Origin of the sequence: Paenibacillus sp. FSL R5-0908 (assembly GCF_038006245.1) — a bacterium.
GTDB lineage: Bacteria > Bacillota > Bacilli > Paenibacillales > Paenibacillaceae > Paenibacillus_AQ > Paenibacillus_AQ odorifer.
This window is the reverse complement of the sequence record NZ_JBBOUV010000001.1, coordinates 234,612-260,819: the sequence shown is the minus strand read 5'-3', so window position 1 is coordinate 260,819 and position 26,208 is coordinate 234,612. Positions and strand designations below refer to the sequence as shown.

Sequence of the window (26,208 nt, the reverse complement as noted above, 5' to 3'; positions counted from 1 at the left end):
TGGATTCAGGTCGGCAGCCAGAGAAGAAAACCAAGGAGGATTATAGATTATGAGATTACTTGAAATCACACTTGTCTTATTTAATGTATTGTTGTTGGGATGGCTAACCTTAGGACGGCCCCAAACACAGCGCGGGTGGCTGATCGGCGGCGGGATTTCTGCTGCTTTACTGCTTATCCATGCATACGTGGAAGGGTTGCGGTGGCCAATGATTCCAGTGTATCTGATCACACTGTGGGCAATCGTGGGCGGAACAAGACTTTTCTTCCGATCCGCAGCAAAGGCAGCAAGAAAACCGCAACGGCGTTGGAAAACACTAGTGCTGACTGGAGTTGGGGCGGTTTATGCTGCCATTTCCATTGCTTTGCCCCTCCTGTTCCCTGTATTTTCTTTTGCGGAGCCCACAGGTCCTTACAAGATAGGAACCGTCACCTACCATTGGACCGATTCTGCACGGGAAGAAAAGTTTACGGAAACATCCGGTGACTCCCGTGAATTAATGGTGCAAATCTGGTATCCAGCAAGTTCGGAGGCTACAGGGAGCCCAGCGCCATATTTATCTGATCCGACTCCGTATGTAGAAGGACTACATGAATTTTTACAATTGCCGGAGTTTTTATTCTCAGGATTAAAACTGGCCAACACCCACGCTATTGCGAATGCCGGTTTGGCAGATACGGAAACTAAATATCCGGTGCTTCTTTTCTCGCATGGATTTATGGGCTACAAAAATCAGAACACCTATCAAGTCGAGCAATTGGTAAGCCACGGCTATATTGTCGTAGGGATTGAACATGCTTATAGCAGCGTAGCTTCGGTATTTCCAGACAAGTCTGTGGTAACGTTTGATTCAGAAGGAAAAACAGGCTATGAGCAAATGAAGTATTCTTTTATGGATCGGCGTAATGAAGTCTGGGTAGAAGATGCTAAGTTTGTGCTGGATCAAATGGAGGCCTTATCTGCGGACGATCCTAGTGGTCTGTTTACAGGCCGGATTGATCTTGAACATATGGGAATGTTCGGTCATTCCTTTGGGGGAGCCACAACGGTGCAGATGCTGATAGAGGATCAAAGAATTCAAGCAGGCATTGATATGGATGGGGTGCTTTACGGTGAAAAGCGGATTCCTGCAGACGGCTTGAAGAAACCTTTTCTGCTCATGAGTGCCGATGACACCTTAAAAGGAGTAGACCAAACCAGCGATGCTGTAATCGCCGCACTACGGACGGATAGGAAAGAGATTACAGCCTACTATAATGAGCTATTCGCCCGGTATGAGCCAGTAACTGCAGGCGGGAACTATTGGCTGACTTTCAAACAAAGCAAGCACATGAGCTTCTCAGATCTATATCTGCTTACCCCCTTGTTTGAATGGATGGAACATGTGGATGTGCGCGGAACACATGAGCTGATTAATGAGTATACGCTGGATTTTTTTGACCATTATTTAAAAGGACAGCCCTTGCAATATTTGAATAACAACCTAGGAGACCATCCGAAGTATACACTTCAACAAGGTGCGGAATGAGAATTCTCCTGCGCAAGCTTCCATTCTAGCCCTTCCATCAGCAAGGCGTTGCCTCTCACAATAACATCCCATTTGGGATTGAGGAGCAAGCATAGTTTATTAAAGCGTTCTATCCGTTCGGTAACAGCAGTTTGCATCAAATGAGCATATTGGCGGAAAAAGGCAGCTTTATCGCGGAACTGCTCTGGACCTGCATACATCATCACAAAATCTTCAACAATTGCCTGTACAACAGCACTGTCTGCTGATAGTTTTTGTTGCAAGGCTGCTTCCACCCGAATTCGGATATTCTCCAGCGTTCGAATCCAAACCGCAGCGGGAACGCGGGGATGTCTAACCATATTGAAAAAAGGCAACTCAAATCGGACAAGCTCTTCCATGTACTTTGTATCGTTCATAAGTGCTTGTAGTTCGTTCCAAGCTACGGTTTGCGCGGCTGTCACTTTGACTTCATTCATAATATATTTATTGAACAAATATAAAAAGGTATCCCGCCATTCGGACGGCAATTGACCGAGCGGCTGTATTTCTTCTATTTTACTGGAGATGAACTGGGTTCGCTTATCAGCATTCATGGACAAAGAGTCCACCAGCTCATTCATGTAATCCATGGAATCACCTGTTGAGACATGCTCTTGGGCTTGACGCAGAATCGAAATCATATTGGTCAGCGTACTGACCTGGGTCTCCAATGCTTCAATCTGCCAGTTGAGTGCTGTAGTGAGCTGGATTTCTCCAGCGATAACTTGGCGAATCTCGTCAATGCCGAAGTCCAAATAACGTAACGTTGTGATCAGCCGCAGGCGGGAAATATCTTCAGGAGTATATAAACGGTGTCCGCCTTCACTGTGGCTGGATGGTTTCAATAGATCGATATCGTCATAATAACGAACGGTTTTAATAGTTGTGCCCAGCAGCTTAGCCACCTCGCCGATGGTTTTGGTATCTTTACGCAAGTGATCACCCTTTTTGATGGAATCATACGATGTTGGAATGGATTGTACCGAAAGGAACGATAACTTTCAATTTTCTTGTTGCTGATACTCGCTACCCAAGCAAAGATGGATAAAGCATCTTGGTAATTTGTACTTAGCCAATTCGATATCGGACACAGCTGACCTTAAAAGCGGCTTTTTCCCACTTTTAGAGTGCTATCGGACCCCATAGCCGTTGTTAGCGTGAACACCACTCAATATGACCACTTTCTACTTGAATAGCGGCGCTGGGGTCCGAAACTCTGCTCCAAAGGCTAAATAATAGCAAATAACGTCATCTGAGTCCGCATGACTCGGCCGAAGATTGCACCAGAAAATGTGTTCGGATATTTATAGAGAAATCAGGGATTACTGACCTTTTATTATAGATGGCTCCCATCATTTCCACCATTATCATCCACTCATTTATTGCTGCGCTCTCAGCGTATTTCTTGCATTACCTGTTCAATGCCAGAGCGAATATCCGGCTCTTTTACACTGGATACATTGAGCTTTAGAATCTTCTCTTTATTAAAAGAGGGTAAATACCCGCTGTCCGCCATTTCGATGCGAATGAACTTTTTTTGCAGACGTTTGATCATCTGTTCTGTCTTTACGCTGTCACTAAGCTTCAGATACGTATGCACACCAAGCTGGCCAGTTGGATGGTAGGAATAATGCTGTGCTGTCGCTGTATCTAACTCTCTCATAATCGATTCATGGAGCAGCGTGGATCTTTTTTCGTAGCAGGAACGCATCTTTTTTCGGTGGCGCTCGAACATTCCGCTTTTCAGATACAACTCCAGGGCAGCCTGAGACAGCATAGAGCTATCTATATCCATCAGTCTTTTGAATCGGTTAAAAGAGTCACATAGGACCGCTGGCAGTACAGCGACACCGACACGCAGACCCGGAAATATAATTTTGGAAAAGCTTTTTAAATAGATCACATGGGAAGCATCGTCATAAGCGTAGATCGGATCCTCTTTTGCATCCTGCTCCAAGTCCGCCATGTAGTCATCTTCAACGATGTATACATCGTATTTAGCTGCTAGCTGAGCAATCGCCTTCTTCTGGGTACGGGTATAGGAGACGCCAAGCGGATTATGAAATCGCGGGACGGTATAAAAGAACTTGAACTGGCCTGTCTTAAATAACCGCTCTAATTCATTCAAGTCAACCCCAGCATCCGAACGCTTTATCCCCTCTGTCTCAATGCCATACGTCTTCAGATATTCCATAAACAACGGGTAACCCGGCTGCTCAATTAGCACTCGCTGCCTGCCATTCGGAAAAGGAATTCGGGTCAATACGCCAAGCGCCTGCTGCACACCTGAGGTAATAAAAATCTGATCCGGATTGGCAAATACCTGATAAGAAGCCAGATGACGCTGCATTTCACGAATAAGAGAAGGAAGCCCCTGCGGCGTTCCATAGATGAACAAGTCATTGCGGTACATATCAATCGCTTTATTAATACAATGTTGGAAATCCAGATACGGAAAAATATCCGGGTCGGGTGCAGACACCGTAAAATCGATCCAATGTGCACCTTCGTCTTTTCGCTGTCCACTTCGTTTCATGACATAATAACCACTTTTTGAGGCGGCATAGATTAAATGTTTGTCCTGAAGATCCTGTAACGCGCGAATAACCGTACTTTTACTACATCCATAACGTAAGGACAACTCCCGGATAGACGGTAATTTATCTCCCTCACGATACGTATCCTCGGCGATTTGTAATTCCAGCTCGTTGATTAACTCCGAATACTTATACATCCCCTTCACCTTCCTTCAGGCTTACTCTGTACCGGTACAGATGAATAATAATTACATTGTAGCACAGCTACTCTAGCCTTAGAATAAAGAGCATAACAGGACCGGTACCTAACTGCGCGCAACACTTTGGAGGTCTTTACTAATGAATACATCTTCTACTCAAAAAGCGATAGCAGCAGCTGTCATGAATGCTATTATTGTCGGGTTTTCCTTTATATTTGTAAAAATGGCCCTAACCGTCTCGGATCCTTTTGATACGCTAGCTCATCGCTTCACGTTATCTTTCCTTGCCGCTTCTTTATTTACTTTTCCAGGGTGGGGGCGGGTGAAGTTTGGAATATCCAAAGCAGCAGTGATCATCCCACTGGCTTTAATGTATCCAGCGTTGTATTTCACCCTTCAAGCGTATGGGCTTCTGTATACAACCTCCGCTGTAGCGGGTATTATTCAGGCCACAATGCCCATCTTCACCATCCTTTTGGCGGCGATGTTCTTGAAGGAAACCACGAGCAGCTTCCAAAAGATCTCTACATTAATCTCAGTTGCAGGCATTATTCTTATCTTTGCCATTCCAGGTTTGAGTATCTCTTCTTCTAGTCTTTGGGGCGTCTTGCTCATCCTAATCTCAGCTTTATCCCTTGCCGGTTATAATGTTGCGGCTCGAAAGCTGACACGTACCTGGAGTCCCAAAGAACTTACCTATATGATTACTTTGTTCGGATTTATATTTTTTAATGGACTGTCGATCATTAAGCATGGTTCGGCAGGAACCTTGGATCAGTACTTCACACCTTTTCAAGAGCCCAAATTTATATTCTCCATGCTCTATCTCGGCGTACTCTCCTCCCTCGTGACCTCCTTCCTCTCCAACTATGCTTTATCACGGATGGAGGCTTCACGCGTGAGCATTTTCGGCAGTCTTTCAACAGTTGTCTCTATTCTCGGTGGTGTACTTCTGCTGAATGAGCAACTGGAATGGTACCATTGGACCGGTACAGTGATGATCATCGCCGGGGTGATCGGTGTGAACTGGCGGAAGCAAGTAAGGGCCAAAGGCAAAGCGTGAAGATTGATATGCATACAAAAAAGACACCCCGCGAGGTGTCTTTTATCTTTACCCTTTTCAGTATCTCTATTCTGTAGCAAGCCTCGCTAATTGCCGTTATTTGGCTGTTCCAAGCTCCTTGATCTTCTCTTTATATTGGTCCAACAGATTAGCTAAAGCTTCCTTGATCACAGTCGCATCTTTGGATTTAGCGGCACTATTCAGATCATCTTGGGCTTTGAAAAAAGCTTTATCCGCGTCACTAAGATCTGGAATGGAAATAGCAATTGAAGTCGCGTCTACAGCTTTAATTGAAGTAGTGATATTGCTATCTACCTGCATATCATCAACTACAGGTACTACTTCAAGGTTACGACCAGCTTCAATATATCCCGCAGGTAGTGCTTCGGTGGATAGTATTTCTTTTGATAATTGAACTCCCTCCACCAGTTCCGCAGGCACAAGCTCAGCAAGTCCGGTTACACTAAATCCAGCAACCTTATAATACTGATCCAAGGTGTTCTTCCAGTCTTCTTGGGTATTAGGTGCGTAGGTCTTAGCCAACTCCAGGGGATCTACCCACTCAATAGTGGTTACTTTAGTGGCAATTGTTCCTTTAGAGGCAGCAGTAACCACGGCTGCGGCCGTTGTTTTCGTGTTTCCGTCTTGTGCTCCACTTGCTGCGTTCGTTGCAGACGGTGCAGCAACGGCGGACACTAGCAGGGCGGACAACGCTAACTTTTTAAATAACATCTGTTGATTCATAAATACAACACTCCTCGTCGATTCGAATGATCTTACAAGACCAAGCTTACAAAAGGGGTGTGGCAGAACATTGGTTAATTTGTGGAAAAACGATGGCAGCCACCCCTACCCACCTCTGGATTGATATACTTGTAGGAGAATAATTTGGAGGTAACCCGAAATGAATAATCCATACCTCATTGCCGTAGTCGACGATGATGAACATATACGCAATCTTGTTGAAGCTTATTTACAAAAAGAAAATTACCACACCATCGGCCTTGGCAGCGCTGAGGAAGCATGGACCTTGTGGCAGACAAGCCCCCCGGATATGTGGGTACTCGATGTTATGCTCCCCGGCATGGATGGTTATGAGTTCTGTAAAAGGATTCGTAACGAAGCCGAAGTACCGATCATTATGATCTCCGCAAGAGATAATGAAGTGGATAAAATATTAGGATTGGAGCTTGGCAGTGACGATTATCTAGTCAAGCCGTTCAGTCCTCGTGAGTTAGTCGCCCGGATCAAACGGCAGCTCCAACGCTGGTACAAAATGAGTAATCAGGCCGAAAAATTGAACAGTCAGGTCACTTCCACCCGTCTTGAAATCGACCAGCTTCTACTATTGCCGGAAGAAAGACGTGTATTCTGGTGTGGTGAAGAGGTGGACTTGACCAGCAAGGAATTCACCATGCTAAAAGTATTCGCGGATGCCCCTAACCGGGCATTTACAAGAGATGAGCTGCTGAGCTATGTATGGGGAGACGATTATTTTGGAAGTGATCGCGCCGTGGATCATCTAATTAAACGGATGCGCAAAAAACTGGAGCATTTGCCCATTGAAGCTGTATGGGGACACGGATACCGCATGAGAACAGATGGGGGTGAGCATACGAATGAAACTAGCACATCAGATTAATTTAGCCTTTAGTATTGCATTGGTATTGCTACTATCTATTACTGCTGTCGTGATCCATTTTGTACTACTCAACCATTTTGTCGGAACACAAAAAGAGGATTTAAGAACCATTGGTGCGGCGATGTCAGCTACATTGACTGAAGAAAGTAAATACATCGGGGAGATTGGCACTCAGCTGGAAGCTCTGCCCGTGACCATACCTTCTCTAAGCACTGCAGGCGTCGAAGCCATTCTTAGCGATGAGACAGGAAAAGTCTTGTCCACATCATCAGAGATGAGTTCAATAGCAATAAACTACGATGCCAAGAGTGTCACAGGCCAAGCCACTGAGCTCCAGAACATTTGGAATGGAACAGATACACGGTATATTACTGAAGTGAAGGCTACACCTATAGGCACGCTAACTTTACTAACCCCTATGAGCGCAGTCACTGCTATTGAACAAGCTTTGCTCAAAAGACTGCTGATCGTTTTCAGTGCAGCGGGAGCATTTATGTTCCTATTTGGCCTATTTATCACCAAGAAGCTGATTCAACCTCTAATGAGGCTGCAACAAGAACTCCGCAAAGTCAAAGAACGCCGCTTCTCAGATGTTAAATTAATTAAAGCTGGTGGAGAGCTTGGATCCGTCGCTCAATCGGTATATGACATGGCAGATGAATTAAATCGTTTCAACCATGTGCAGAAACAATTTTTCCAGAATGCGTCTCATGAATTAAAAACCCCCTTAATGTCCATTTCCGGCTACGCTGAAGGGATTAAGGATGGTGTTTTTGAAGGTGAGAATGTAGTAAAAGGGCTAGATATTATCATGAGCGAAAGCAGCCGCTTGAAGAAGCTCGTGTCCGAAATGACTTTACTTGCGAAGCTGGACAGCGAGGAAGATATATTCAAGCCTACGGAAATTTGTTTAAAAGATCTACTGACAGAAACCATCGAAAGAATGAACCCTCTATTGATGAAAAAAGAATTAACCCTCCATATCTCCCACGATCATCAAGATTCTCTTACGATCCGCGCGGATAGGGATAAGCTGCTACAGGCGCTTCTTAATGTAGTATCCAATGCAACACGTTACGCTAACCAACATATCTATATCCATGTTTCGGTCAAGGAGGGCCGGGCTCTGTTATCCGTAAGTGACGATGGCCCTGGAATTTCGGACGATCTCCTTCCCTATCTCTTCCATCGGTTTGTGAAAGGAAAAGACGGAGAATCCGGGTTAGGACTGGCTATTTCCCGCGCAATCATCGAGCGTTGTGGAGGTCAGATCAGCGCAGGCAACCGCAGAAATGGCGGTGCGGTCATCTCGATGGGGTTTCCTTTATAATTATTCGTAAGAGGCTGTCTCAAAAGTAGTGAATTCTACTTGGGGGCAGCTTCTTTTTTATGGAATGGAATGGAATTGAAAAGAAAAGTAATGGATTTTACTGTGCCATATGACTATATACCACGCGTAGCGTTCTCTGATATTGGGTTGAGCGGTTGGATGGTGGGCGGCGGACGGTTGTACGGTAGGACGGTAGGTGGTTGGACGGTGGCGGTTGTACGATAGACAGTAGGTGGTTGGATGGTGGGCGTAGGCAGTGGGCGGTGGGCGACTTGCTAGGTGTGATTTTCGTACGGCTTGCGGTAGGGTTTAAACTAATTAGGGAAAAACTCCCTGAAAATAACCGATATTCGCTCTAAATGAACGAAATCAGGGAATTCCTCCCTAATAATTAGGGGGATTTCTTAATTAGTTACTTAATCGGCCGAAAATCAGGTAAGTTTTCCCTAATTATAAGTCTGATGAACAGAAATCTCTGAATTTCAGGGAGAAATTCCCTAATTACTCTATAAATACTTCACTTATTGCATCCCTTGCAGCATCACTTGGTGCGACACATGAATCTTCAATTGCTCATCACTTGGTGCGCCGCTTAATTCAATCGCTCAACATCTACATAAGAGCCGGAATAGGCCTCATCAGCTGCTGAAACATTCATCATCACCCTCTATATTCATCTTGGTAAATGATGCCGTTTCTACTTCATGGTAAATATAGCTACTATTTTGGGTAATATATAGTCGAAGTAACAATTACACCTACCTCTGATAAGAGTTAAATACTACATTTTTTCACAAAAAGGAGATAGCAACATGAGCAGACTTGCAGGAAAAGTAGCTATTATTACTGGTGGAGCAGGCGGTATTGGTAAAGGAATGGCCTTGGCTTTTGTTAAAGAAGGCGCTAAGGTAGCCATTATTGACCTCAATGAAGAAACCGGCAAAGAAACAATTAAAGAATTACAAGAATATCAACCTGAATCTATCTTTATTCAAGCGAACCTCAAGGAACACGATAAAATAGCTCACCTTGTTAAACAAGTAGCTGATAAATTCGGAAAAATAGATATTTTAGTAAACAATGCTCACGCATCCAGAATGAAATCTATCGAAGAAACTACACAGGCTGATTTCGATTTATCTTTTGATACAGGCTTCTATCCAACCTTCTATTTCATGCAAGCAGCACTACCCTATTTAAAAGAAGCACAAGGTAAAATTATTAACTTTGCATCGGGTGCTGGCCTCAACGGGGATACCAATCAAGGAACATATGCTGCTGCAAAAGAAGCCATCCGTGGAATTACCCGGGTAGCCGCTAATGAATTTGGTCCATTTGGTATCAACGTAAACATCATTGCTCCAATTGCTAATTCCCCTGGCATGATTGAATGGGCAGAAGCAAACCCTGAGTATTACCAAAACATGATTTCAAAAATACCTTTGAGAAGATTGGGTGAACTGGAAAGTGATATTGGTCGTGTTGCGGTATTCCTAGCGAGTGAAGATTCCGATTATATTACGGGCCAGACTATCATGGTAGATGGCGGATCCATTAAGCTTCGTTAATTTCAGGCAGATACTCGGCTTAAAATGAATTAATTTGATGCTAAATAAATAAGCCGGAAGTGAACATCGTAAAATGTTCGCTTCCGGCTTTACTACTTTCTATTTAATCGTGATTTCGTCCACATATACGGTAGCACTACCCACCGGATCGGTTGCTGTGGTCATGACTTGAACGCCAATCGCTTGGGTCAAATTACGATCCGCTACCTTGCTGATATCCAATGTTATTGTAGTAAATCCATTGGTATCTACTGGTGCAGCCGTAGAAGCAGTCCATGTTCCCCAGCTTGAGCCACTTTGGGTGAACAGCTGAGCCATTACACCGCTAACATCGCTTGCATCAATAGGTACAACCTTGATTTTAAGCGTAATTGTTGATGCATTCGCTAAATTGGTAACCACCATACGACGCAGCTGGAACTGCCCTCCATTTAATGTTAAGTCCGCTTGCATCGAATGAGTTCCCTCAGCATACACAGCATTGCTCACCGATAGATTCTGGGCCAGTGCTGTATTATATTTATTATTTTCATCCACATTGATGCTGAAGCCTTGCAGTGTATTGTCCTCGAAGCCATAGACGACAGCTTCAGGTGCGGTACCATTCTTCAGGGTCCGAACATCATCCAGATACAGCGTAGAAGTTCCCGTGCCACTGAATCCCTCGAGCTTGATACCTATGGCTTTTACACTATTAAGATCAGCAATACCTGCCAAATTGAGCGAAACCGTAGTAAATCCGCTCGAATCTACTTTCACAGCTCCACTGTCAGCCCAAGACCAGGCCGATCCCGTCTTAATATACAAACGTGCATCCGCTGTTCCGTTCGACAGTTTAATTTGTGCGCTTAATTTATCTACCGCGCTCAGATCCAGACTGCCATTTTTGCTGAGCTCAAAAGCTCCACCTGAATCGAGTGAGAACAAGGAGCTTAACGAATGAGTTCCTTCAGCAGCCTCATCAGTCGAGATCACTGCCGCGGTTGCACTGGCATTATTCTGCTCTACTGTCCAGTCCTGAGTATCTTTTTCGAAGCCATACAACAGCTTCGCCTGTTCTGGCGTGCTGCCAGGACCTTCGCCACCGTTAGGGACGCCACCCGTTCCATCATTAAACGCTGTAATATCGTCAAAGTACAGCGTACCAGACGTACTTGCTACTGTGTCCTTTTTATTTACGTAGATAGACACTGCCCGAATGTCCTTAAGGTTCTCTTTAGTGATTACTTTACCGGCATTTCCTGTATCCCATGGCGCTGGAGCGAACTGGCTGAATGGAATTTCCACCATGCCAGGTGTCGTACCTGCCAGTGAAGGATAAGCTTCAAAAGAGATGCCGCTTGCATTGACCTGAATAACAAGCTTGTGGTCGCTGCCATCAGGTGCAATCCAGAGCTTCAATTTGTTGGCGTCCGACCAGTCGGCATTATTCATGTTTTTGGTACGACCTGTATAACCCTGGCCGTCCACATTATAATCGAATCTCAGGCCATACTTGCCATCATTTTTATGGTCCGCATCAAGTGAGATCTTATTTAGATCACCCGCAGGACTTAATGCCGCACGAAGTAACTCATCATTCCCTTTGTAATTCTCAAAAGTATCTACAATCAATGGGTCCCCAATGCCCTGCACATCACTTACAAAGATTTGGATCGTTTGTGAAAGTACAGAACCATCCTTTGCATAGGACTTAACAGTAAGCATCACGCCTGATTCGTCGAAGGCTACACCTGGTGTCCAATCTGCCAAGTAATAGAAACCTTCTGTGTCAGCTGCCATACTGTACTCTGTTGTGTCATCCCCAATCAGATAGGTTACTTTATCCACGTCCTGATTCAACACACGAACACGAAGGGTCGATGCTTTTGTCGTGGGCACTGTTTGGTTTGCGGTTGGTGAGGCAATGTGTAAAAAAGGTTGCTCGGTTTCTGTAGTTACCTGTTTCGAATACGCATCCGCAACAGCCACTTCATGGCTGAAGCTTGTATACGGATCCTTATAATAGTCTACGAAATCAGGGAGCAGTTCATGATCCCCTAGTCCGTTTGGAGCATTTCTATAAGGGACAAAGATAGAATCTGTATTGAAATTCGCCCAAGTCTGCATGTACGCCATCCGTTTAGCATCCGGATCAGACTGCAGCGCAGCGATTAGCTTGGTAAAGAATTTCAGGTCCTTTGTTCCAGTTGGCTTCACACCCGAATAACCGAACTCAGTAAATGCTGCAATTTTTCCCTTATCATCCGCCAGCTTCGAGATCAGCTTAGCATCCTTCACAACTGAATCAAACCAACCCTCAGTGGTTCCGTCATAATAATTATCGAAGCCAAGGATATCGACATAGTCATCTCCCGGATACGTCTCAAGGAAGGTCGCATCTGTGCCGTTAAATGGACTTCCCGGTGAGAATGCATATAAGAAGTTATGCACATCTTTTTTGTCCCTTAAGTATTCAACGGTATAACGATAGATTTCAGCATACTGCTCCTTCGTACGGTAAGGCGCACCCCACCAGAACCAGCCACCATTTTGCTCGTGGAATGGACGGAAAATGACTGGAATAGCTTTACCATCATCATCTTTTAAGTTATTCGCAAAGTCCGCAATCATATCCAGGAATGCATTAAATTCTGCATGCTTGTCACCGCCGGGTAATATATGCGTGAGCACATTTCCTTTGGTGTCATAAAAGTCCTTTCCTGTGACGAAGTTCGGCATATGCGAGCTTAATGTAAGCACGCCGCCTTTTTCATAAGCAGACTTCATCACGCCGATTAATTTATCACGATTCTCCAGCTTGGTTGCGCCTAAATCTCCCGGTTTCTCAAAACCTTCAAGACTAAGCGTATCCCAGCCGAACAGCCCCGGAAGGTCGCCTACTGCATTCTCGACCTCAGACTGCGTTCCGTCCTTTTCAGTAATAGAAAGTCCTTCTGTAGTAGCATGCTGATGTCCAAACAAGATCTCACTGCCGCGAATATCCTGTAAATAGGCGAATAGCGATTTAGTCTCACTACTTGCATCAACATCCGCTAAATTCTCGATACGTCCCACAGGACCCGTAGGGTCTGTCGCTGTTGGTGTTGCCGTTGGTGTTGCCGTTGGTGTTGCCGTTGGTGTTGCCGTTGGTGTCGGTGTTTCCGTTGGTATTGGTGTCGCTGTAGGTGCCGCGGTTGGATTAGTCGGACCTGCCGGCGTTGTTGATGAGCCTGATGCCGAGGTAGGCGCTGGGGTAGCCGTTGCTACAGGACCTTGATTGCCTTTGATAATGACAATTGTGCCAGGAGCAATGGGCTTACCGTTCAACGTTACTCCTGTTGCTTTAACGTCCGCTTTTACAATGTCGCCCTGACCAGAAATAGTGGTTCCAGTCGCTTTATCAGCAACGTTTAGATTTGCAATCGATGCGCCTTCACCTAGGATCAATCCCACAGTTCTATTTAGAATTCCCGTGGTGATCATCGTCCCAATTCCAAACTCCAGCCTTGCTAGACTATCTACCGTTAGCTGAGAAATTTGGGTTGTACCACTCGTGAGGACCCGAACCTCACCCTCTTTACGATTTATATTTACTTTGCCTAATGAGCTATTTTTAATAAGAATGGAATTTACCCCGCCACCTGCAATAAATGTGGTGCCCGTAACCTTAATACCCTCAAGGGTCACTTCGCCGTTACCGATCCCAGCAGTTAGATATAGGTTTCCGTTTATCGTTGCATTTTTTAACACAACACCATCCTGATTAACGACTACATTCCCAGAAACTATTCCTCCTTCAAAGCTTCCAGATTGCGAGTAATAACTCTTCACTATTTTATTAATTAACGTTATAACTTCGGCACGGGTGATCCTTCCAAGCGGCTTAAAGGTTCCATCCTCATACCCTGTAATCAAACCTGAGAGCGCATGAACTGCATCCTTAGCATAAGCCTGAATCTGAGCGGAATCACTAAATTCACTCATTGATGAAGCGCTTTCAGTAACTTGAAGAGTAAATATCCGAGCCAACATCGTCACCGCATCCTGACGCGTTATATAATCAGTAGCTTGTGCCTTATTCTCTGAGTATCCTTCATAATACCCAGCATATCTTGCCAACGAAAGCTGATCTGCATACCAATCGGTCGCTTTTACATCGGAAAAAGATTGATCTGACTTCATATAGAAACCGAATACCTTATTCAAGATCGTAGCAAACTCAGCTCTTGTAATTCCTCCATTGGGGTGAAAAGAACCATCCTGATACCCGTTTAAAACGCCATTTTCTACCCACTTCGCAATATTTTGTTGTGCCCAGTGCCCCTGTGTATCACCGAATCCAACAGTGGATGGTGCTGCTGCTGCAGAAATTACAGATGGGAAAGGAGACATTATCATTGCACAGGCAAGTATACTCCCCAGCCACTTTTTCGCTTTTTTCATTCCTAATTCTCCTTCGAAAATAAATGGATTTGATCATAAGAATAGCCAACCAGCTGTTATGAACCCAATAACTATCTGTCCTTATAGAAGACAATTACAGACCTACTCGCTAACTATTCACCTCCACATCTTCAATTTTGTTATTGATAACAAACACTAACAAAAATCTCTTATTTCGTTACATATTCCGGTATACGCAAGATTATAGCGGTTACATTGGCATAAAACAATCAAAATATTGCCTCTTGTTATAATTATTTTATCTTTTACGTTAGCATATATGTTAGTTATTCCGAAAATAAATAACAAAATTCAATTTAATATAACAAAAATAGACACCCCGAAGGAGTGCCTCCCAATAATCATATAGATGAGATCCAATTCATTTATCATGTTTTATTGGTGGCACGGAAACACAGATGTTCCTTCCCGCACCTCTTTCGTCAGATCGTCCATAGTGACAAGATTATGTGTAGTTCCGAGAACGATAATGACATAATACGATTGCCCACTTGAATCCTCGAGCACTACCTGATAACCTGACCCTCCAAATAAGGGTTTGCAAATCGTCGCAACTCTCAGCGATGCACTTTCCGTGTACTCTTTACGCACATAATCCATACCAAGACTTCCTGCTGCCCGCTTGTTCTGACGCTCCGAGCTTCCGTGAATTACTGCTATTATTACCGCTCCAATAATTATGATAATAAGGATTAGATAACCTAAATGTTTTTTTCTCATCTTTCCTTCCTCCTTATTACATAGAGTACAATTGACACAGCAGCGGGGCGATTAGCAATAATCTCGTTTCTGTAGGTCCCCCTATCCCACGATTAAGTGCAGAAGCCATTAGCTATATGCAAAATTTTACCACTACAATACTTCAAAAGCTTACCCTATATAAAAATAAAAGGCACCCCCAAGGGCGCCTTCATTATCACTGCATATTAGTTGTGCTAGTTATTTATAAGACTCTGCCAGCGAGTTCGCTACCACTATCGCATTGTACACATCTTCTGGAGTAACCGGGAACGGCATATTGCCCATTGTGTCTCCTTCTGCACAAGCAGCTTCAGCAACTTGGCGCCATTCGGATTCGATAAATTCCGTACACCCCAGATCGGCGAGGGTTAGCGGAAGATCTACATCCTTGATAAGCTTAATGACAGTTTCCAGCTCCTCATTTGAGGCATTTTCCAGTACTAACTGGGCTAAAAGACCAAACGTAACCTTTTCACCATGCTGAGCTTTGTGTAGTGAAGGAACGGCTGTCATCCCATTATGGATAGCATGTGCGGCAGCCAGACCACCAGATTCAGCACCCACACCACTTAGATAAATTGTCGCTTCAATGGTTTCCTCCACCGCGCGTGTATAGAGTTTCTGATCAACCGCACGTTTAGCTTTTACCGCATTCTTAAGTAGAGCTTCATAACAAAGTCTTGATATACCTAGACCCGTTGTAGAAGGTTTCATGAGTACGAGATTGTCACCATTAGAGGCATAACAGGCACGGGCTTCAAAATAAGTAGCCAGTGCATCGCCAATTCCAGCTGCAAAAAAACGGGAAGGCGCTGAAGCTAAAATCGCTGTATCAGCTAAGACTACATCCGGATTACTTGGGAGGAACAAGTATTGATCAAATGAACCATCTTTATTATAAATGACAGCCAGTGCTGTACATGGTGCATCAGTAGAAGCGATCGTCGGAAAAATAACTACAGGCAGCTTCTCATAATAAGCAGTAGCTTTTGCGGTGTCCAGTGTTTTACCTCCGCCGATACCGACGATGATATTCGCCCCAGCTTTACGGGCAAGTTCCCGATTACGATTAATCTCTTCCTGAGTACATTCATAATTAAACTTTTCAAAGGTAGCCTTATTCCCCGCACCTTCGATGGAACTTCCCGCCTCTTTCTTAGCACGTTCCAAAATGAACTCATCACAGATCACATAAGCATGATCGCCAAACGCCTTAATATACTCATTCAGATCTGAAAGTAAGTTATGGCCGGAGATAAATTTCTTTGGTGAAGTAACGGATCTAACGAAATGTGACATTGTGCAAGACTCCTTGTTGTGTGTTTTAGTAAGCATAAAGACGCAATTCCTACATATTATTACCCCGCTACCCAAGAAATACTCAAGCTGCATTCTCCAAAAGTACTCATCAGAGCATGCAAAAAAGACACCCCTCAGGGTGTCCTTTGATTTTTTTATATCTATTATATAACACGATGCTGAACCCATTTCTTGCCCATAAATCGCCGCAGAAAAATCAAACCCCTGATCCCCCACTCACAATTCATCGCCAGCCAAACGCCGAGTATACCAAAGTTCAGAACAATACCTAAGATGTATCCGAGCACTACACGGAACAGCCACATCGTAAGCATCGAAACCATGGAGGTAAACTTGGAATCCCCTGCTGCTCTAAGCGCCGAAGGTGTAATAAAACTTATGGACCATAACGGAATTTGCGCAATCGTATTAATGAGCACAATCAGGAAGATATCTCCCACAATCTCAGCAGGAGGATGGAACATCGACACTAATGGATTGAAAAAAGGCATAATCAGCAACCCCATCACCACCAGGGAAAGAGAAGAGGTGACAAGGAATGATTTAATAAATTTTCGAGCATCCTTAACATTATTGCTTCCCATACATTGTCCCACCACTGTAATAATCGTTAAGGACAACGCATTCCCGGGGATTTGCATAATCCCTGCAAAGGAGGAGGCAATCGCATTAGTCGCAAGTGCATACGTACCCAGACTAACGATAAAGATCTGAGTCAGAATTTTACCACCATTAAAGAACATCTGCTCCGCCGCAAACGGCATCCCGATGAACATTATTTTTTTCAGCATAGACAGCTTAACCGCTACAAGATCGCGAATACGGATATGCAGATCGTTGTCCAGTCGGAATAGATAATAAAGTGCGCAGAACGCCCCCAGGTATCTAGCAATATTTATAGAAATGGTCATCCCCAGAACACCCATATGCAACAGGTTAATAAAGACGAGATTCAATAAGACGTAAGTTAAATTCATAATTAGCGAAAGCACAAGCGAGGCCCTCGTTCTACCGATTCCTCGAAGAGCACCACATACCGCTTCCACAACAGCTATACCAAGATAAGAGATACAGCTCCCAATCAAATATATTCGGGCGTTCTCCATAACCTCTGGCGAGGCCGCTCCAAATAGTAAATTCAACAGCGGATTGTGAAAAAGAATTCCGAACATCCCAATAGCAAATGCCATCAGCGAAACAGATGACGTAGCACCTGCCGTAGCTTTTGACACCATGAGGTCATTGCCGCTCCCTTTATACTGCGCAACAACAACCGTCCCACCTGTTGAGACGGCAATAAATACACTAATGAGAAAAATATTAAGAGAATCTATCATATTGACCGCACTGATAGCTGCCACACCAGACGAGCTTATCATAGCTGTATTCACTAGATTAAGACCCACCACAAAGGCCTGATCCACTAGGATAGGGATGAATAAAGCAATCATCTGACGATAATCTATCGATTCACCAGAGAAGTACTTTTCCAGAAACCGCACACTTTGCTTCGTATTTACACCTACATTAGGCTCCATCTTTGCTTCACTTCTTTTATATAGAGTTTGTCAAATTGAATTATGCGTATAAATAGAAAAAGGCTCTTCAGGTTGAAGAGCGATTCAAAAGTATTGCCTGTTTATATGCACTTAGGTATGCGGTCGAGAGGACTCGAACCTCCACGGGGGTTAGCCCACACGGACCTGAACCGTGCGCGTCTGCCAATTCCGCCACGACCGCACAAGATATAAAAAAAATACAGTGCAGAATATAAGTTAACATGATTTCACAGAAAGAGCAATAACAAATTTAACAAGTACAAGCGCCCTCGGCGTCCTTGTAAGGGCAGTAAGTGTTTTAGCGAAGACTATAAGAGTATTAGTTATTAGTACCACCTTTACTTTCTTATATTTAAAAAAAGTGTATCGATGCCCTCACGAGGATCATCGATACACTTTTAGTTAGAACAATAGAATTATGATGCTTGTCCAAGCATGCGATAGATGATAACCGCTGCTTGAGCGCGATTAGCTATACCCTTAGGTGCAAATTTCCCACCATCAACACCGTTGACGATTCCCAATTGAGTTAGCTGTGCGATAGCCTCTTGTGCATAAGGAGCAATACTGGATTTGTCTGCAAACTTACCCAATGCTGCATTTTTATCAATCGGCTGTAGTTTGTCTTTCAGTGCGTTAGCAACCATAATAGCCATCTCTTCACGAGTCACTTCACGACCCGGTTCAAATTTGCCATTTCCAGAGCCTTGTACAAGTCCAGCCTTCACCGCAAGGGCGATAGAATCCGTGTACCAAACTCCTTGTTTAACATCGTTGAACGAACTGGTTGTTGCTGAACCCGTAAGATTCAGTGCGCGTACCAGCATCGTAACAAACTCTGCTCTAGTCACTGTTTTGGTTGGTGCAAAAGTATTTGCATCCAGACCTTTCAGAATGCCCTTAGCAGCCAATGCTTCAATAGCTTCTTGCGCCCAAGCTACCTTGCCCAGATCCTTGAAGTTTGCAGCTGGCGCAGTAGTTGGTGCAGGTGTTGCCGTTGGTGCTGTTGATGGTGCTGGTGTTGCTGTTGGTTTCACGGTTGGAGTAGGCGTTGGAGTTACACCGGTAGAACCGCCTCCACTGCCACTGCCAGATCCCGAATCAGCCTCCGATTTATTAATGATACGTCCTTCAATGGCTGCTTTAATCTCTTTGCCGTTAAACGTTTTTACAATGTAGTCGTAGAACACGTCCAAATCAATAGGTCCAGCCAATGAATCACTAGCTTGAGTCAGAACCTTGTAGTTATCTCCACCCGCAGCCATAAAGTTATTTACTACTGCTGTATATTTCTGCGTAGGATTAATTGGTGTTCCATCAGTTAGTGTGAGGCTCGCAATACGATCAGCTACTGGCAGATACATATTCGCTGTATATTTCAGTCCGGAAATTTGCAGCGTTTTGATATCTGGCTTTCCATCAGCTTTCACATTCCATTGCTGTTGCAGCAATGTTTTGATCTGTGCTCCGGTTAGTGTCAGCTTCACAAGCGTGTTGCCGAATGGCTGAATTTTTGCCAGATCACCGAAGGTTACATCACCTTTCGGAAGGTCCGCACGGATACCGCCTGGATTCATGAAGGCGAAATCAGCCGCCTTCGCACCATCATTAAAGTTAGCAGTTCGCATAGCGTCCGCAATCAGGTTGCCAAGCGCAGACTCATTATTGTAAGCATCGGTACGAGTGATAGTTCCGTCCGTTGTACCCACTGGTTGAGTGAGCTCAGGATGCTTCTCAAGGTAAGCATTAACCAGTGCCACACTTTCCGGATCTGGTGTTACACCGTTGTGGAAGGTATTTGGTACCACAGCAGACTTATCCTTCACATCACCTGTTTTAGGATCAATGATCAACTTGATATCTTCAAATGCCATACCATAAGAGTACGCTTGTACAATCAGCTTACCGTTTACCGTCCCGTTTGCGAGTGCATGGTTATCACCAGCAACGATAACATCAATCGGGGAATCCGCCGGAAGCGCTTTGGCCAGATCAGCAGCTTCACCTGTAGTCACACCATCTTTAGTTGTTGCCGGATCATGTGCAAGCACGATAATCGTCTCAACACCTTTAGATTGAAGCTCCTTAGCGTATTTCTCCACAGCTGCCACTTCTTCCTCAGGCGTGAGGAAATACACGCCAGCCGTTCCAGAAGGCGCTACCTTGCTTGGTGTGGATTTCGTTACAAGACCAATAAAGCCGATCTTCACACCGCCTACTTCTTTGATTACATAAGGTTTAATAATCGGTTCGCCAGTTTCGGCATTCACCGCATTCGCATTAACATAATCAAAGTTTGTACCCTTGTGGGTAACGTTGCTATCCTTAGGATCCACGCCGCCGTTCAATTGTGTCATCAGCGCTTTGACGCCTTGGTCAAATTCATGGTTTCCTAGGGAGCCCACATCAAATCTCATCAAGTTCATCCACTCAATCGTCGGCTCATCGCGCTCAAGCGAAGATACTGGAGCAGATGCACCTACGGAATCTCCGTTATGGAAGAGTAGAGAATTATCGTATTTAGCCTGTGTTTCCTTCAGATAAGTCGCAAGAATAGCGGCTGTTCCCACGTTCTTATTGTCTACGACAGAAACCGTATCCAGTTGACCGTGGAAATCATTAATTCCGATAAGGTGAACTTCTACGTCCTTAGCTGGTAGAGCCAATTTATAAATACTAAATCCCTTAATATCTTTTTCACCAGTGTCCTTAATGTTGGCCGGCATAACTTTCGCTGCTTCTGGTGACGAAGTAAAGGTGAGATTTACGTCATCCGAAAGTGGAGCCAAAGACCAGTTGCCATCCGCAGAAGGATCTATTGTACCTACTTCTTTGATGTAGTCCATAAGGATCTGGCGATTCTCATCTTGGGAATCGACTAGAATCTCCGAACCCTTCACACCTGGGAAATTTCCTCCGCCACTTGCACGGTAGTTGTTAGTTACAACAATAAAGTCTTGGTTAGGATCCAACGTTTTTCCTTTATACGTAATTTGCTTCACACGACTCGATGAAGCATCGTTAATCACACCGGTAGGACTATATTTTGCAGGTTTGGTTACATCAATTGTGTACTTAATGCCATCAATAACATCGAAGTTATAAACAGCAAACTCCCCATTCAGCAAGCTTTGTGGAGCTGTGATGTCTTCTTTGATGGTATTAAACGCACCCGCACTCATCTCAACCCATTCCTTAACAACAGAACCTTTAACTTTAATAGCTTTCAGCGTGTTGTCATATAGGTACAAGTCACTTGCACTGCGGATAGTCAGCGGACCTTCCTCAATACTCGTGTACTCAGAAGGACCGTTACGTCCAGCCTTAAAAGGAGCACCTACGCTGAGAATCGGAAGATTCTTATACTGTGGAAGGTTAGTGTCAATATATTTCTCTACATACCACTTCTGAGCATTCGTAACAATTTGCACGGTAGGATCGTCCTGAACCATTGCAAAATAACTATTCATCCGAGCGGTAGTAACACCTAACTCTTGACCTGTATAGTCAATAGTAGCCTGGTGATCTGCCGCAACAACAGCATCAACAGCAGGATCTGGCTTAGCATTGGCTATGGAGCGGGTCGAGGCTTTAGAGTTCTCTTTGTCGACTTTCCATTTGCCGCCTTCCTGCACCAGATTAAGATCAATCAGGCCCAAGTAACCCCCACCATAACCCGCTTGCACGGCTGGAGTCCCATTAATGTGGCCGTAAACATTATCAACAACAGATTGAGCGCTATTATACGGCTGACCTGTTAGTGGGTCCTTGAAAGAAACATCAAGTTTCTCATTATCACCTGTCGGGAACACCTTGTGAGTATGCGAGAAAGTAATCGCATCGATGCCGTCAACCTTACTTAAAAGATTGATCGCATTCTCTGCACCAGTACCTGCAACTGCAGTTGCATCGAAGCCGGTATGCGCCATTGCTACGATTACATCGACACCCTCACTCTTCATGATAGGAACATATTTTTCTGCTGTTTCAGCAATGTCCTTAGCAATGACTTTGCCTTCCAGATTAACCTTGTCCCATTCCATAATCTGAGGAGTCACAAGACCAAGTACACCGACTTTAATATCCCGGAGCTGGTTATCGCTGTCCATTATTTCTCTATCAAGAATGACATAAGGTTTAAAAGCATTTACGTCATTATCTGGATTACCATCTTTATCATCAATATATATATTGGCATTTACATAGGGGAAGTCCGCACCACTCAATGGGTTATTAGCACTGCCCTTAATAGTCCGATTTAAGAATTCCAGCCCATAATTGAATTCATGATTACCAAAAGTCGCAACATCATATTCCATAATGTTCATAGCAGCAATCATAGGGTGTAGCATAGTCTCTGATTCTACTAAATTACTTTCATTCGCGATGTAAGTACCCAATGGCGTACCTTGAATTAAGTCCCCATTGTCGAGCAGAAGATTATTATCAGGATATTCACTCCTAGCATAAGTAACCAACGTAGCTGTCCGATCGAGTCCTACAGTTGTAGAAGCCGCATTCTTAAAATAGTCCCAGCCGTAGACATTGGTGTGCACGTCCGTCGTGCTCATCAGCCGGAGTTTGGCTGTGGCTGCGGATGCTGCTTCAGCTTTATCTGTACCCCAAGCTGCACCCAAACCAATACCTCCAAACACCTGCAAAGAAAGCACTGCAGTTGCTAATACAGAAGCAATCGGCTTATTCCATCGTGTCTTCCATCCCATAATAATATTAGTCCTCCCTATCATTTTCACATAATTTCCGTGATATTATATCACACAAACATAACCAATTATCATATAATTGTAAAAATAATATAAAACAATGTTAAATATAATAACATAAGAAGAAAGACCTAGACTTATGAATCCGTTTTTATAGGTCAAGAGTCAATAGATGCAAAAAGAACACATCTTCACCAGATGTGTCCTAAAAACAATCCTATATAAAGTCTAGAAAAGTCGAATCTATATCCGGCACTACTTTTTACCCATTTATAGCAGTAATCCCAAAACAAATTGCAGTTATTAAAGATAAGGGTGTCATCACAAGTTTTTCTTTCATGCTCCTCGACAATAAGTTCATTATAGTATTAAGCATTAAATAGACGGTAAAAAAATAACATACCCTTCTATCAAAAGGTAATCCAATTGAGATCACATTACCTGCCTGCAATAAGTACAGGATGGCAATTAGCTGTATCACTACTGAAACTCCACACGCGACTCTCATTTGTGGAGGCATAATTCTATGCCTTCCTCCCATTGCAAATTCCCCATAAGGCAGTCCCAGAGACAGCAGTACATAAAGAATCACTACTCCCAAAAAAGTAATACTTCCAATCCATGCTGATATCAAATTTTCACCTCTCCATAGTTTTTTTATCGCACATTAAATTATATGAGTGTAATGAATTATTATGGTGATCAACACAAGTAGTAGTTCATTCTCCCAAATATTTTTTTATGATGAACCAGCACAAGCAACACAAAAATATCTGAGTAATATAGAAGTAAATAGACCAATGAGGTGATCCACAAATGGCAAATACAACGAAGATTCGCAAACGTGCTGAACAGCTGAAAGGTAGACCCGTATGCATTACGTTACATGATGGGCATACGTATATAGGATGGATAACCGGCCTCGATAAGAATGGACTGACCCTTTCCAAACCGCGTAAAAATAAACACAGAAAATCAAAAAAACACTCTTCTTCCCGCTCCCGGAAAGCAAACGTATCAGGATTAATGCCCTTATTCGGCTCACTTTTCGGAATGGGTGGAGGCGCTCTAGGCTCCGCAGGAGCAGGGGCTGCCAGTTCCGGAGGCGGTGGATTTGGCGGATTTGGGGGGTTCGGAGGAATCGGCAACTTTATTGGAATGGTACAAAAAACTATGCCGGTTATGAAGATGGGCTACAATATGATTAAATCTATTTCCCCCTTCCTTAACGGGCTAAAAGGATTAATGGGATAATCAAAAGACACCCCTCAAGGTGTCTTTTATTTTTGCTCATAATCTTATCAGGTTCTTTAACAATCTGCCTGCAGATCTTAACCGTGGACGTTTTAAATGCTCCTGTACATAACGATAATTCGTCAATTCAACCTTAGCATCACTGAGGGCATAGGTAAAATCATCATCAAAGGGCAACTTATACTCCCAAACTCGCTTACTCCAGTGCGGAATATTTGCTTGCATCCATGGATCGTCTATCCCGGGATGAATATAGGTCTCACTAACGCCATCCGGCAACGAATACAGCTTAGCAATAATAGATCTTTTAAAACTTTCATACGTCTCGCCTTCCTCTTCACCAAAAGGATGCGATAGCAAATAGTCGGGAATCGGCACCCCAAACGTATCCGCCAGCCCTGCTCCAAGGGCAACTGGTCGTTCTATATTTTTCAGCGATGCCAAAAGCGGATCCTCAGCATGGATGTATCTGAAGAATCGTGAGGGCAATCCCCAGCGCGAGATTTTCCACAACGTCTGCGGAAGCAAACTGCGTCCTGTTTCCATTCCGTATAAACTACCCATGTGGTTGTCTACATGGCTAATCACTATTCCCGACTGTTTTACTCGCTCGTACTGCGCATCTATCTCCTTTAGTACGGCTTTTGTCTGCGCCCCCTGTTCGAACTCTTTTACCGTCCTATATTGATATCCGCTCTCGTCGTGAAGAGAAGTCTCTCCCGTCAGGCTCGCCCAGCGCAAAGCCTCAAATTCACTAGTCATCGTCAAGTGAAGTCCCACATTCCGTTGTTGCCTGCGACTACACCATGCAGCTGCCTCCTCAAAGCCAGGGGCCACCGCCATAATCGTTGCTGAGGATACTTTTTCCTCTTCCAGCAGATGTTTAATCGCCTGATTCATGGGGGGACTTTGTCCAAAATCATCACAATTGATGATTAATTTTTTGTTCATAGTCAGCTTCACCTCTCAAAGAGTCCATAAATGTAAATTTCATTGTGAAGGATATGACAACAGCTATGGCCAACAGACATAATGGCACCACACTTATTAAATACCTAAATGTCGCTTCAGGATTGGACCCTGGGTCATCGCCGCCTTGATAGCCAAAAATCATACCTACAATGAAAAAAGCCAACGCTGAGATTAACCCGCTTGAACGAGTAATGAATCCGCTTACAGCCGTGTAGATTCCTTCTCTTCTCAGACCTGTTTTTTCCGCATCCTCATCAATAATCTTGCCACCTACTATTGCTGGGGTCACTAGAAATCCGGCTAATCCGAAACCGACAACTACGCCAGCAGCCACACCACTTAAGAGGTCATAACCAAACCATAACGGAATTACCGATAATGCATATAAAATCAGCGATAACCGCCACGCCTTGACCCCGTCCATCTTACGAATCATCCAGTACCACACGAATACTAATGGAATGACCGAAACAAAAACAGCTGCGAGTAAAATCGATACCTGAGCCTCTGAGATATGAAGTACATATTTTGCATAAAAAGGGATCATCGAGCTTACAAGTCCATTCACCGTTTGAGCAAAAGAGTTCGAAATATTAAATACCCAAAACTTTTTATTCCGAATGGTCTCCCGAAAAGCCGGAATCAACTTCAAGGGTTCCTGCTCTGTGAGCTCCTTCTTTTCTTGGACATTCATCATACATAAAAACATAAACACTCCAAAGAGACAGGCATACACTATAGCCATATTAGAGAAACCAATAGCTGCAAAAATAATTGGAGTTAAGGCAGTACCGATTAACAAAGCTACAACTTGATAGCCTTGCTGAATCGCGGAGGCTTTTGCCCGAATACGGTCTCCACGGAAGAGCTCCGGGAGTAACGCTCCATAATTCACCCATAACACAGTGGCGACAGCCTCATAGAAAATAAGTGTGACTAGAAACCAAGTGAACAATCGATTCTCAGATAATCCGCCGGGAGGGGAGAAAACCAGTACAAATGCCAGCATGAATAACGGAATTGAGCCAAACACCCATGGTCTGCGTCGACCCAAACGAGTATCTGTGCGATCTGACCAATAGCCGAATAACGGATTGTTTACCGCATCCCAGATCAGGAAGATTGTTCTGGCTAATGTAGCAAGTCCAATGCCCAGCCCTAATTTTTCTACATAAAAGTAACTGTAAAATGAACTAAATGCCTGACTGGGAACCATCATCGCAAACATGCCTAAAGCAAAGGTGTACGGCGAATTGATCCATTTATGCTTCACTCACATACCTCCCATATGGTAAAGATCCGG

At 44.0% G+C, this 26,208-nt stretch carries 17 protein-coding genes and 1 tRNA gene; 7 read left to right on the top strand and 11 right to left on the bottom strand.

Annotated elements, in window-relative coordinates; translation table 11 throughout:
- The first annotated feature begins 49 nt into the window (after positions 1 to 49).
- The gene (locus tag MKZ09_RS01220; protein WP_076206093.1) at positions 50 to 1,528 is read left to right on the top strand and encodes an alpha/beta hydrolase family protein; all 1,479 of its coding nucleotides are present in this window, start codon (positions 50 to 52) and stop codon (positions 1,526 to 1,528) included.
- Here MKZ09_RS01220 and MKZ09_RS01215 read toward each other — a convergent pair.
- Both MKZ09_RS01215 and MKZ09_RS01210 read right to left on the bottom strand, forming a co-directional pair.
- Positions 1,510 to 2,484 (bottom strand): MerR family transcriptional regulator, encoded by a 975-nt coding sequence (locus tag MKZ09_RS01215; RefSeq protein ID WP_256719232.1) that lies wholly within the window; start codon positions 2,482 to 2,484, stop codon positions 1,510 to 1,512. The two genes, MKZ09_RS01220 and MKZ09_RS01215, sit on opposite strands and share 19 nt — an antisense overlap.
- Positions 2,485 to 2,942: 458 nt before the next feature.
- Complete coding sequence (locus MKZ09_RS01210) at positions 2,943 to 4,283, bottom strand: aminotransferase-like domain-containing protein (RefSeq protein WP_076206088.1); 1,341 nt, start codon at positions 4,281 to 4,283, stop codon at positions 2,943 to 2,945.
- A 142-nt stretch (positions 4,284 to 4,425) separates the two neighbouring features.
- Here MKZ09_RS01210 and MKZ09_RS01205 point away from each other — a divergent pair, with 142 nt between their 5' ends.
- Positions 4,426 to 5,349, top strand: a complete 924-nt coding sequence (locus MKZ09_RS01205; protein ID WP_076206086.1) for a DMT family transporter — start codon at positions 4,426 to 4,428, stop codon at positions 5,347 to 5,349.
- A gap of 96 nt (positions 5,350 to 5,445) precedes the next feature.
- Here the strand turns inward: MKZ09_RS01205 and MKZ09_RS01200 are convergent, their stop codons facing one another.
- A complete protein-coding gene (locus MKZ09_RS01200; RefSeq protein ID WP_076206084.1) occupies positions 5,446 to 6,093 on the bottom strand; it encodes a hypothetical protein in 648 nt (215 codons plus the stop codon).
- A 160-nt stretch (positions 6,094 to 6,253) separates the two neighbouring features.
- On the opposite strand from MKZ09_RS01200, the gene MKZ09_RS01195 reads away from it, so the two are divergent.
- The 4 genes from MKZ09_RS01195 (at position 6,254) to MKZ09_RS01180 (ending at position 9,889) form a co-directional block, all read left to right on the top strand.
- Entirely contained in the window at positions 6,254 to 6,991 is a 738-nt protein-coding gene (locus tag MKZ09_RS01195) for a response regulator transcription factor (RefSeq protein ID WP_076135386.1), read from the top strand.
- Positions 6,969 to 8,321, top strand: a complete 1,353-nt coding sequence (locus MKZ09_RS01190; RefSeq protein WP_076135384.1) for a sensor histidine kinase — start codon at positions 6,969 to 6,971, stop codon at positions 8,319 to 8,321. Before MKZ09_RS01195 ends, MKZ09_RS01190 begins: the two co-directional genes overlap by 23 nt.
- Positions 8,322 to 8,396: 75 nt before the next feature.
- Positions 8,397 to 8,546, top strand: a complete 150-nt coding sequence (locus MKZ09_RS01185) for a hypothetical protein (RefSeq protein ID WP_341040581.1) — start codon at positions 8,397 to 8,399, stop codon at positions 8,544 to 8,546.
- Between the two features lie 587 nt (positions 8,547 to 9,133).
- Positions 9,134 to 9,889: an SDR family NAD(P)-dependent oxidoreductase gene (locus MKZ09_RS01180; protein WP_076206080.1), complete on the top strand. Its 756-nt coding sequence runs from the start codon at positions 9,134 to 9,136 to the stop codon at positions 9,887 to 9,889.
- 99 nt (positions 9,890 to 9,988) lie between these two features.
- On the opposite strand, the gene MKZ09_RS01175 is transcribed toward MKZ09_RS01180, so the two are convergent.
- The 6 genes from MKZ09_RS01175 to MKZ09_RS01150 form a co-directional block, all read right to left on the bottom strand.
- Entirely contained in the window at positions 9,989 to 14,314 is a 4,326-nt protein-coding gene (locus MKZ09_RS01175) for a glycosyl hydrolase (RefSeq protein WP_143767338.1), read from the bottom strand.
- Positions 14,315 to 14,710: 396 nt separating this feature from the next.
- A complete protein-coding gene (locus tag MKZ09_RS01170; protein WP_076206078.1) occupies positions 14,711 to 15,055 on the bottom strand; it encodes a hypothetical protein in 345 nt (114 codons plus the stop codon).
- Between the two features lie 219 nt (positions 15,056 to 15,274).
- On the bottom strand, positions 15,275 to 16,375 hold the full coding sequence (locus MKZ09_RS01165) for a glycerol dehydrogenase (protein ID WP_076101108.1): 1,101 nt from the start codon (positions 16,373 to 16,375) through the stop codon (positions 15,275 to 15,277).
- Positions 16,376 to 16,539: 164 nt separating this feature from the next.
- On the bottom strand, positions 16,540 to 17,934 hold the full coding sequence (locus MKZ09_RS01160; protein ID WP_076135377.1) for an MATE family efflux transporter: 1,395 nt from the start codon (positions 17,932 to 17,934) through the stop codon (positions 16,540 to 16,542).
- A 118-nt stretch (positions 17,935 to 18,052) separates the two neighbouring features.
- Positions 18,053 to 18,136, bottom strand: a tRNA-Leu gene (locus MKZ09_RS01155).
- A 235-nt stretch (positions 18,137 to 18,371) separates the two neighbouring features.
- On the bottom strand, positions 18,372 to 22,679 hold the full coding sequence (locus MKZ09_RS01150; protein WP_076206076.1) for a bifunctional 2',3'-cyclic-nucleotide 2'-phosphodiesterase/3'-nucleotidase: 4,308 nt from the start codon (positions 22,677 to 22,679) through the stop codon (positions 18,372 to 18,374).
- 816 nt (positions 22,680 to 23,495) lie between these two features.
- Here MKZ09_RS01150 and MKZ09_RS01145 point away from each other — a divergent pair.
- Entirely contained in the window at positions 23,496 to 23,933 is a 438-nt protein-coding gene (locus tag MKZ09_RS01145; RefSeq protein ID WP_076206074.1) for a hypothetical protein, read from the top strand.
- A gap of 36 nt (positions 23,934 to 23,969) precedes the next feature.
- On the opposite strand, the gene MKZ09_RS01140 is transcribed toward MKZ09_RS01145, so the two are convergent.
- Together MKZ09_RS01140 and MKZ09_RS01135 are read right to left on the bottom strand one after the other, a co-directional pair.
- Entirely contained in the window at positions 23,970 to 24,884 is a 915-nt protein-coding gene (locus tag MKZ09_RS01140; RefSeq protein WP_076135323.1) for a polysaccharide deacetylase family protein, read from the bottom strand.
- The gene (locus MKZ09_RS01135) at positions 24,856 to 26,178 is read right to left on the bottom strand and encodes an MFS transporter (protein ID WP_076206072.1); all 1,323 of its coding nucleotides are present in this window, start codon (positions 26,176 to 26,178) and stop codon (positions 24,856 to 24,858) included. Before MKZ09_RS01135 ends, MKZ09_RS01140 begins: the two co-directional genes overlap by 29 nt.
- Between the last annotated feature and the right edge of the window lie 30 nt (positions 26,179 to 26,208).

Coding starts and splice junctions, on each gene's coding strand:
- MKZ09_RS01170 (WP_076206078.1), bottom strand. CDS start 15,055: ATGAGAAAAAAACATTTAGGTTATCTAATCCTTATTATCATAATTATT.
- MKZ09_RS01175 (WP_143767338.1), bottom strand. CDS start 14,314: ATGAAAAAAGCGAAAAAGTGGCTGGGGAGTATACTTGCCTGTGCAATG.
- MKZ09_RS01160 (WP_076135377.1), bottom strand. CDS start 17,934: ATGGAGCCTAATGTAGGTGTAAATACGAAGCAAAGTGTGCGGTTTCTG.
- MKZ09_RS01165 (WP_076101108.1), bottom strand. CDS start 16,375: ATGTCACATTTCGTTAGATCCGTTACTTCACCAAAGAAATTTATCTCC.
- MKZ09_RS01220 (WP_076206093.1), top strand. CDS start 50: ATGAGATTACTTGAAATCACACTTGTCTTATTTAATGTATTGTTGTTG.
- MKZ09_RS01140 (WP_076135323.1), bottom strand. CDS start 24,884: ATGAACAAAAAATTAATCATCAATTGTGATGATTTTGGACAAAGTCCC.
- MKZ09_RS01190 (WP_076135384.1), top strand. CDS start 6,969: ATGAAACTAGCACATCAGATTAATTTAGCCTTTAGTATTGCATTGGTA.
- MKZ09_RS01200 (WP_076206084.1), bottom strand. CDS start 6,093: ATGAATCAACAGATGTTATTTAAAAAGTTAGCGTTGTCCGCCCTGCTA.
- MKZ09_RS01180 (WP_076206080.1), top strand. CDS start 9,134: ATGAGCAGACTTGCAGGAAAAGTAGCTATTATTACTGGTGGAGCAGGC.
- MKZ09_RS01210 (WP_076206088.1), bottom strand. CDS start 4,283: ATGTATAAGTATTCGGAGTTAATCAACGAGCTGGAATTACAAATCGCC.
- MKZ09_RS01150 (WP_076206076.1), bottom strand. CDS start 22,679: ATGGGATGGAAGACACGATGGAATAAGCCGATTGCTTCTGTATTAGCA.
- MKZ09_RS01205 (WP_076206086.1), top strand. CDS start 4,426: ATGAATACATCTTCTACTCAAAAAGCGATAGCAGCAGCTGTCATGAAT.
- MKZ09_RS01145 (WP_076206074.1), top strand. CDS start 23,496: ATGGCAAATACAACGAAGATTCGCAAACGTGCTGAACAGCTGAAAGGT.
- MKZ09_RS01195 (WP_076135386.1), top strand. CDS start 6,254: ATGAATAATCCATACCTCATTGCCGTAGTCGACGATGATGAACATATA.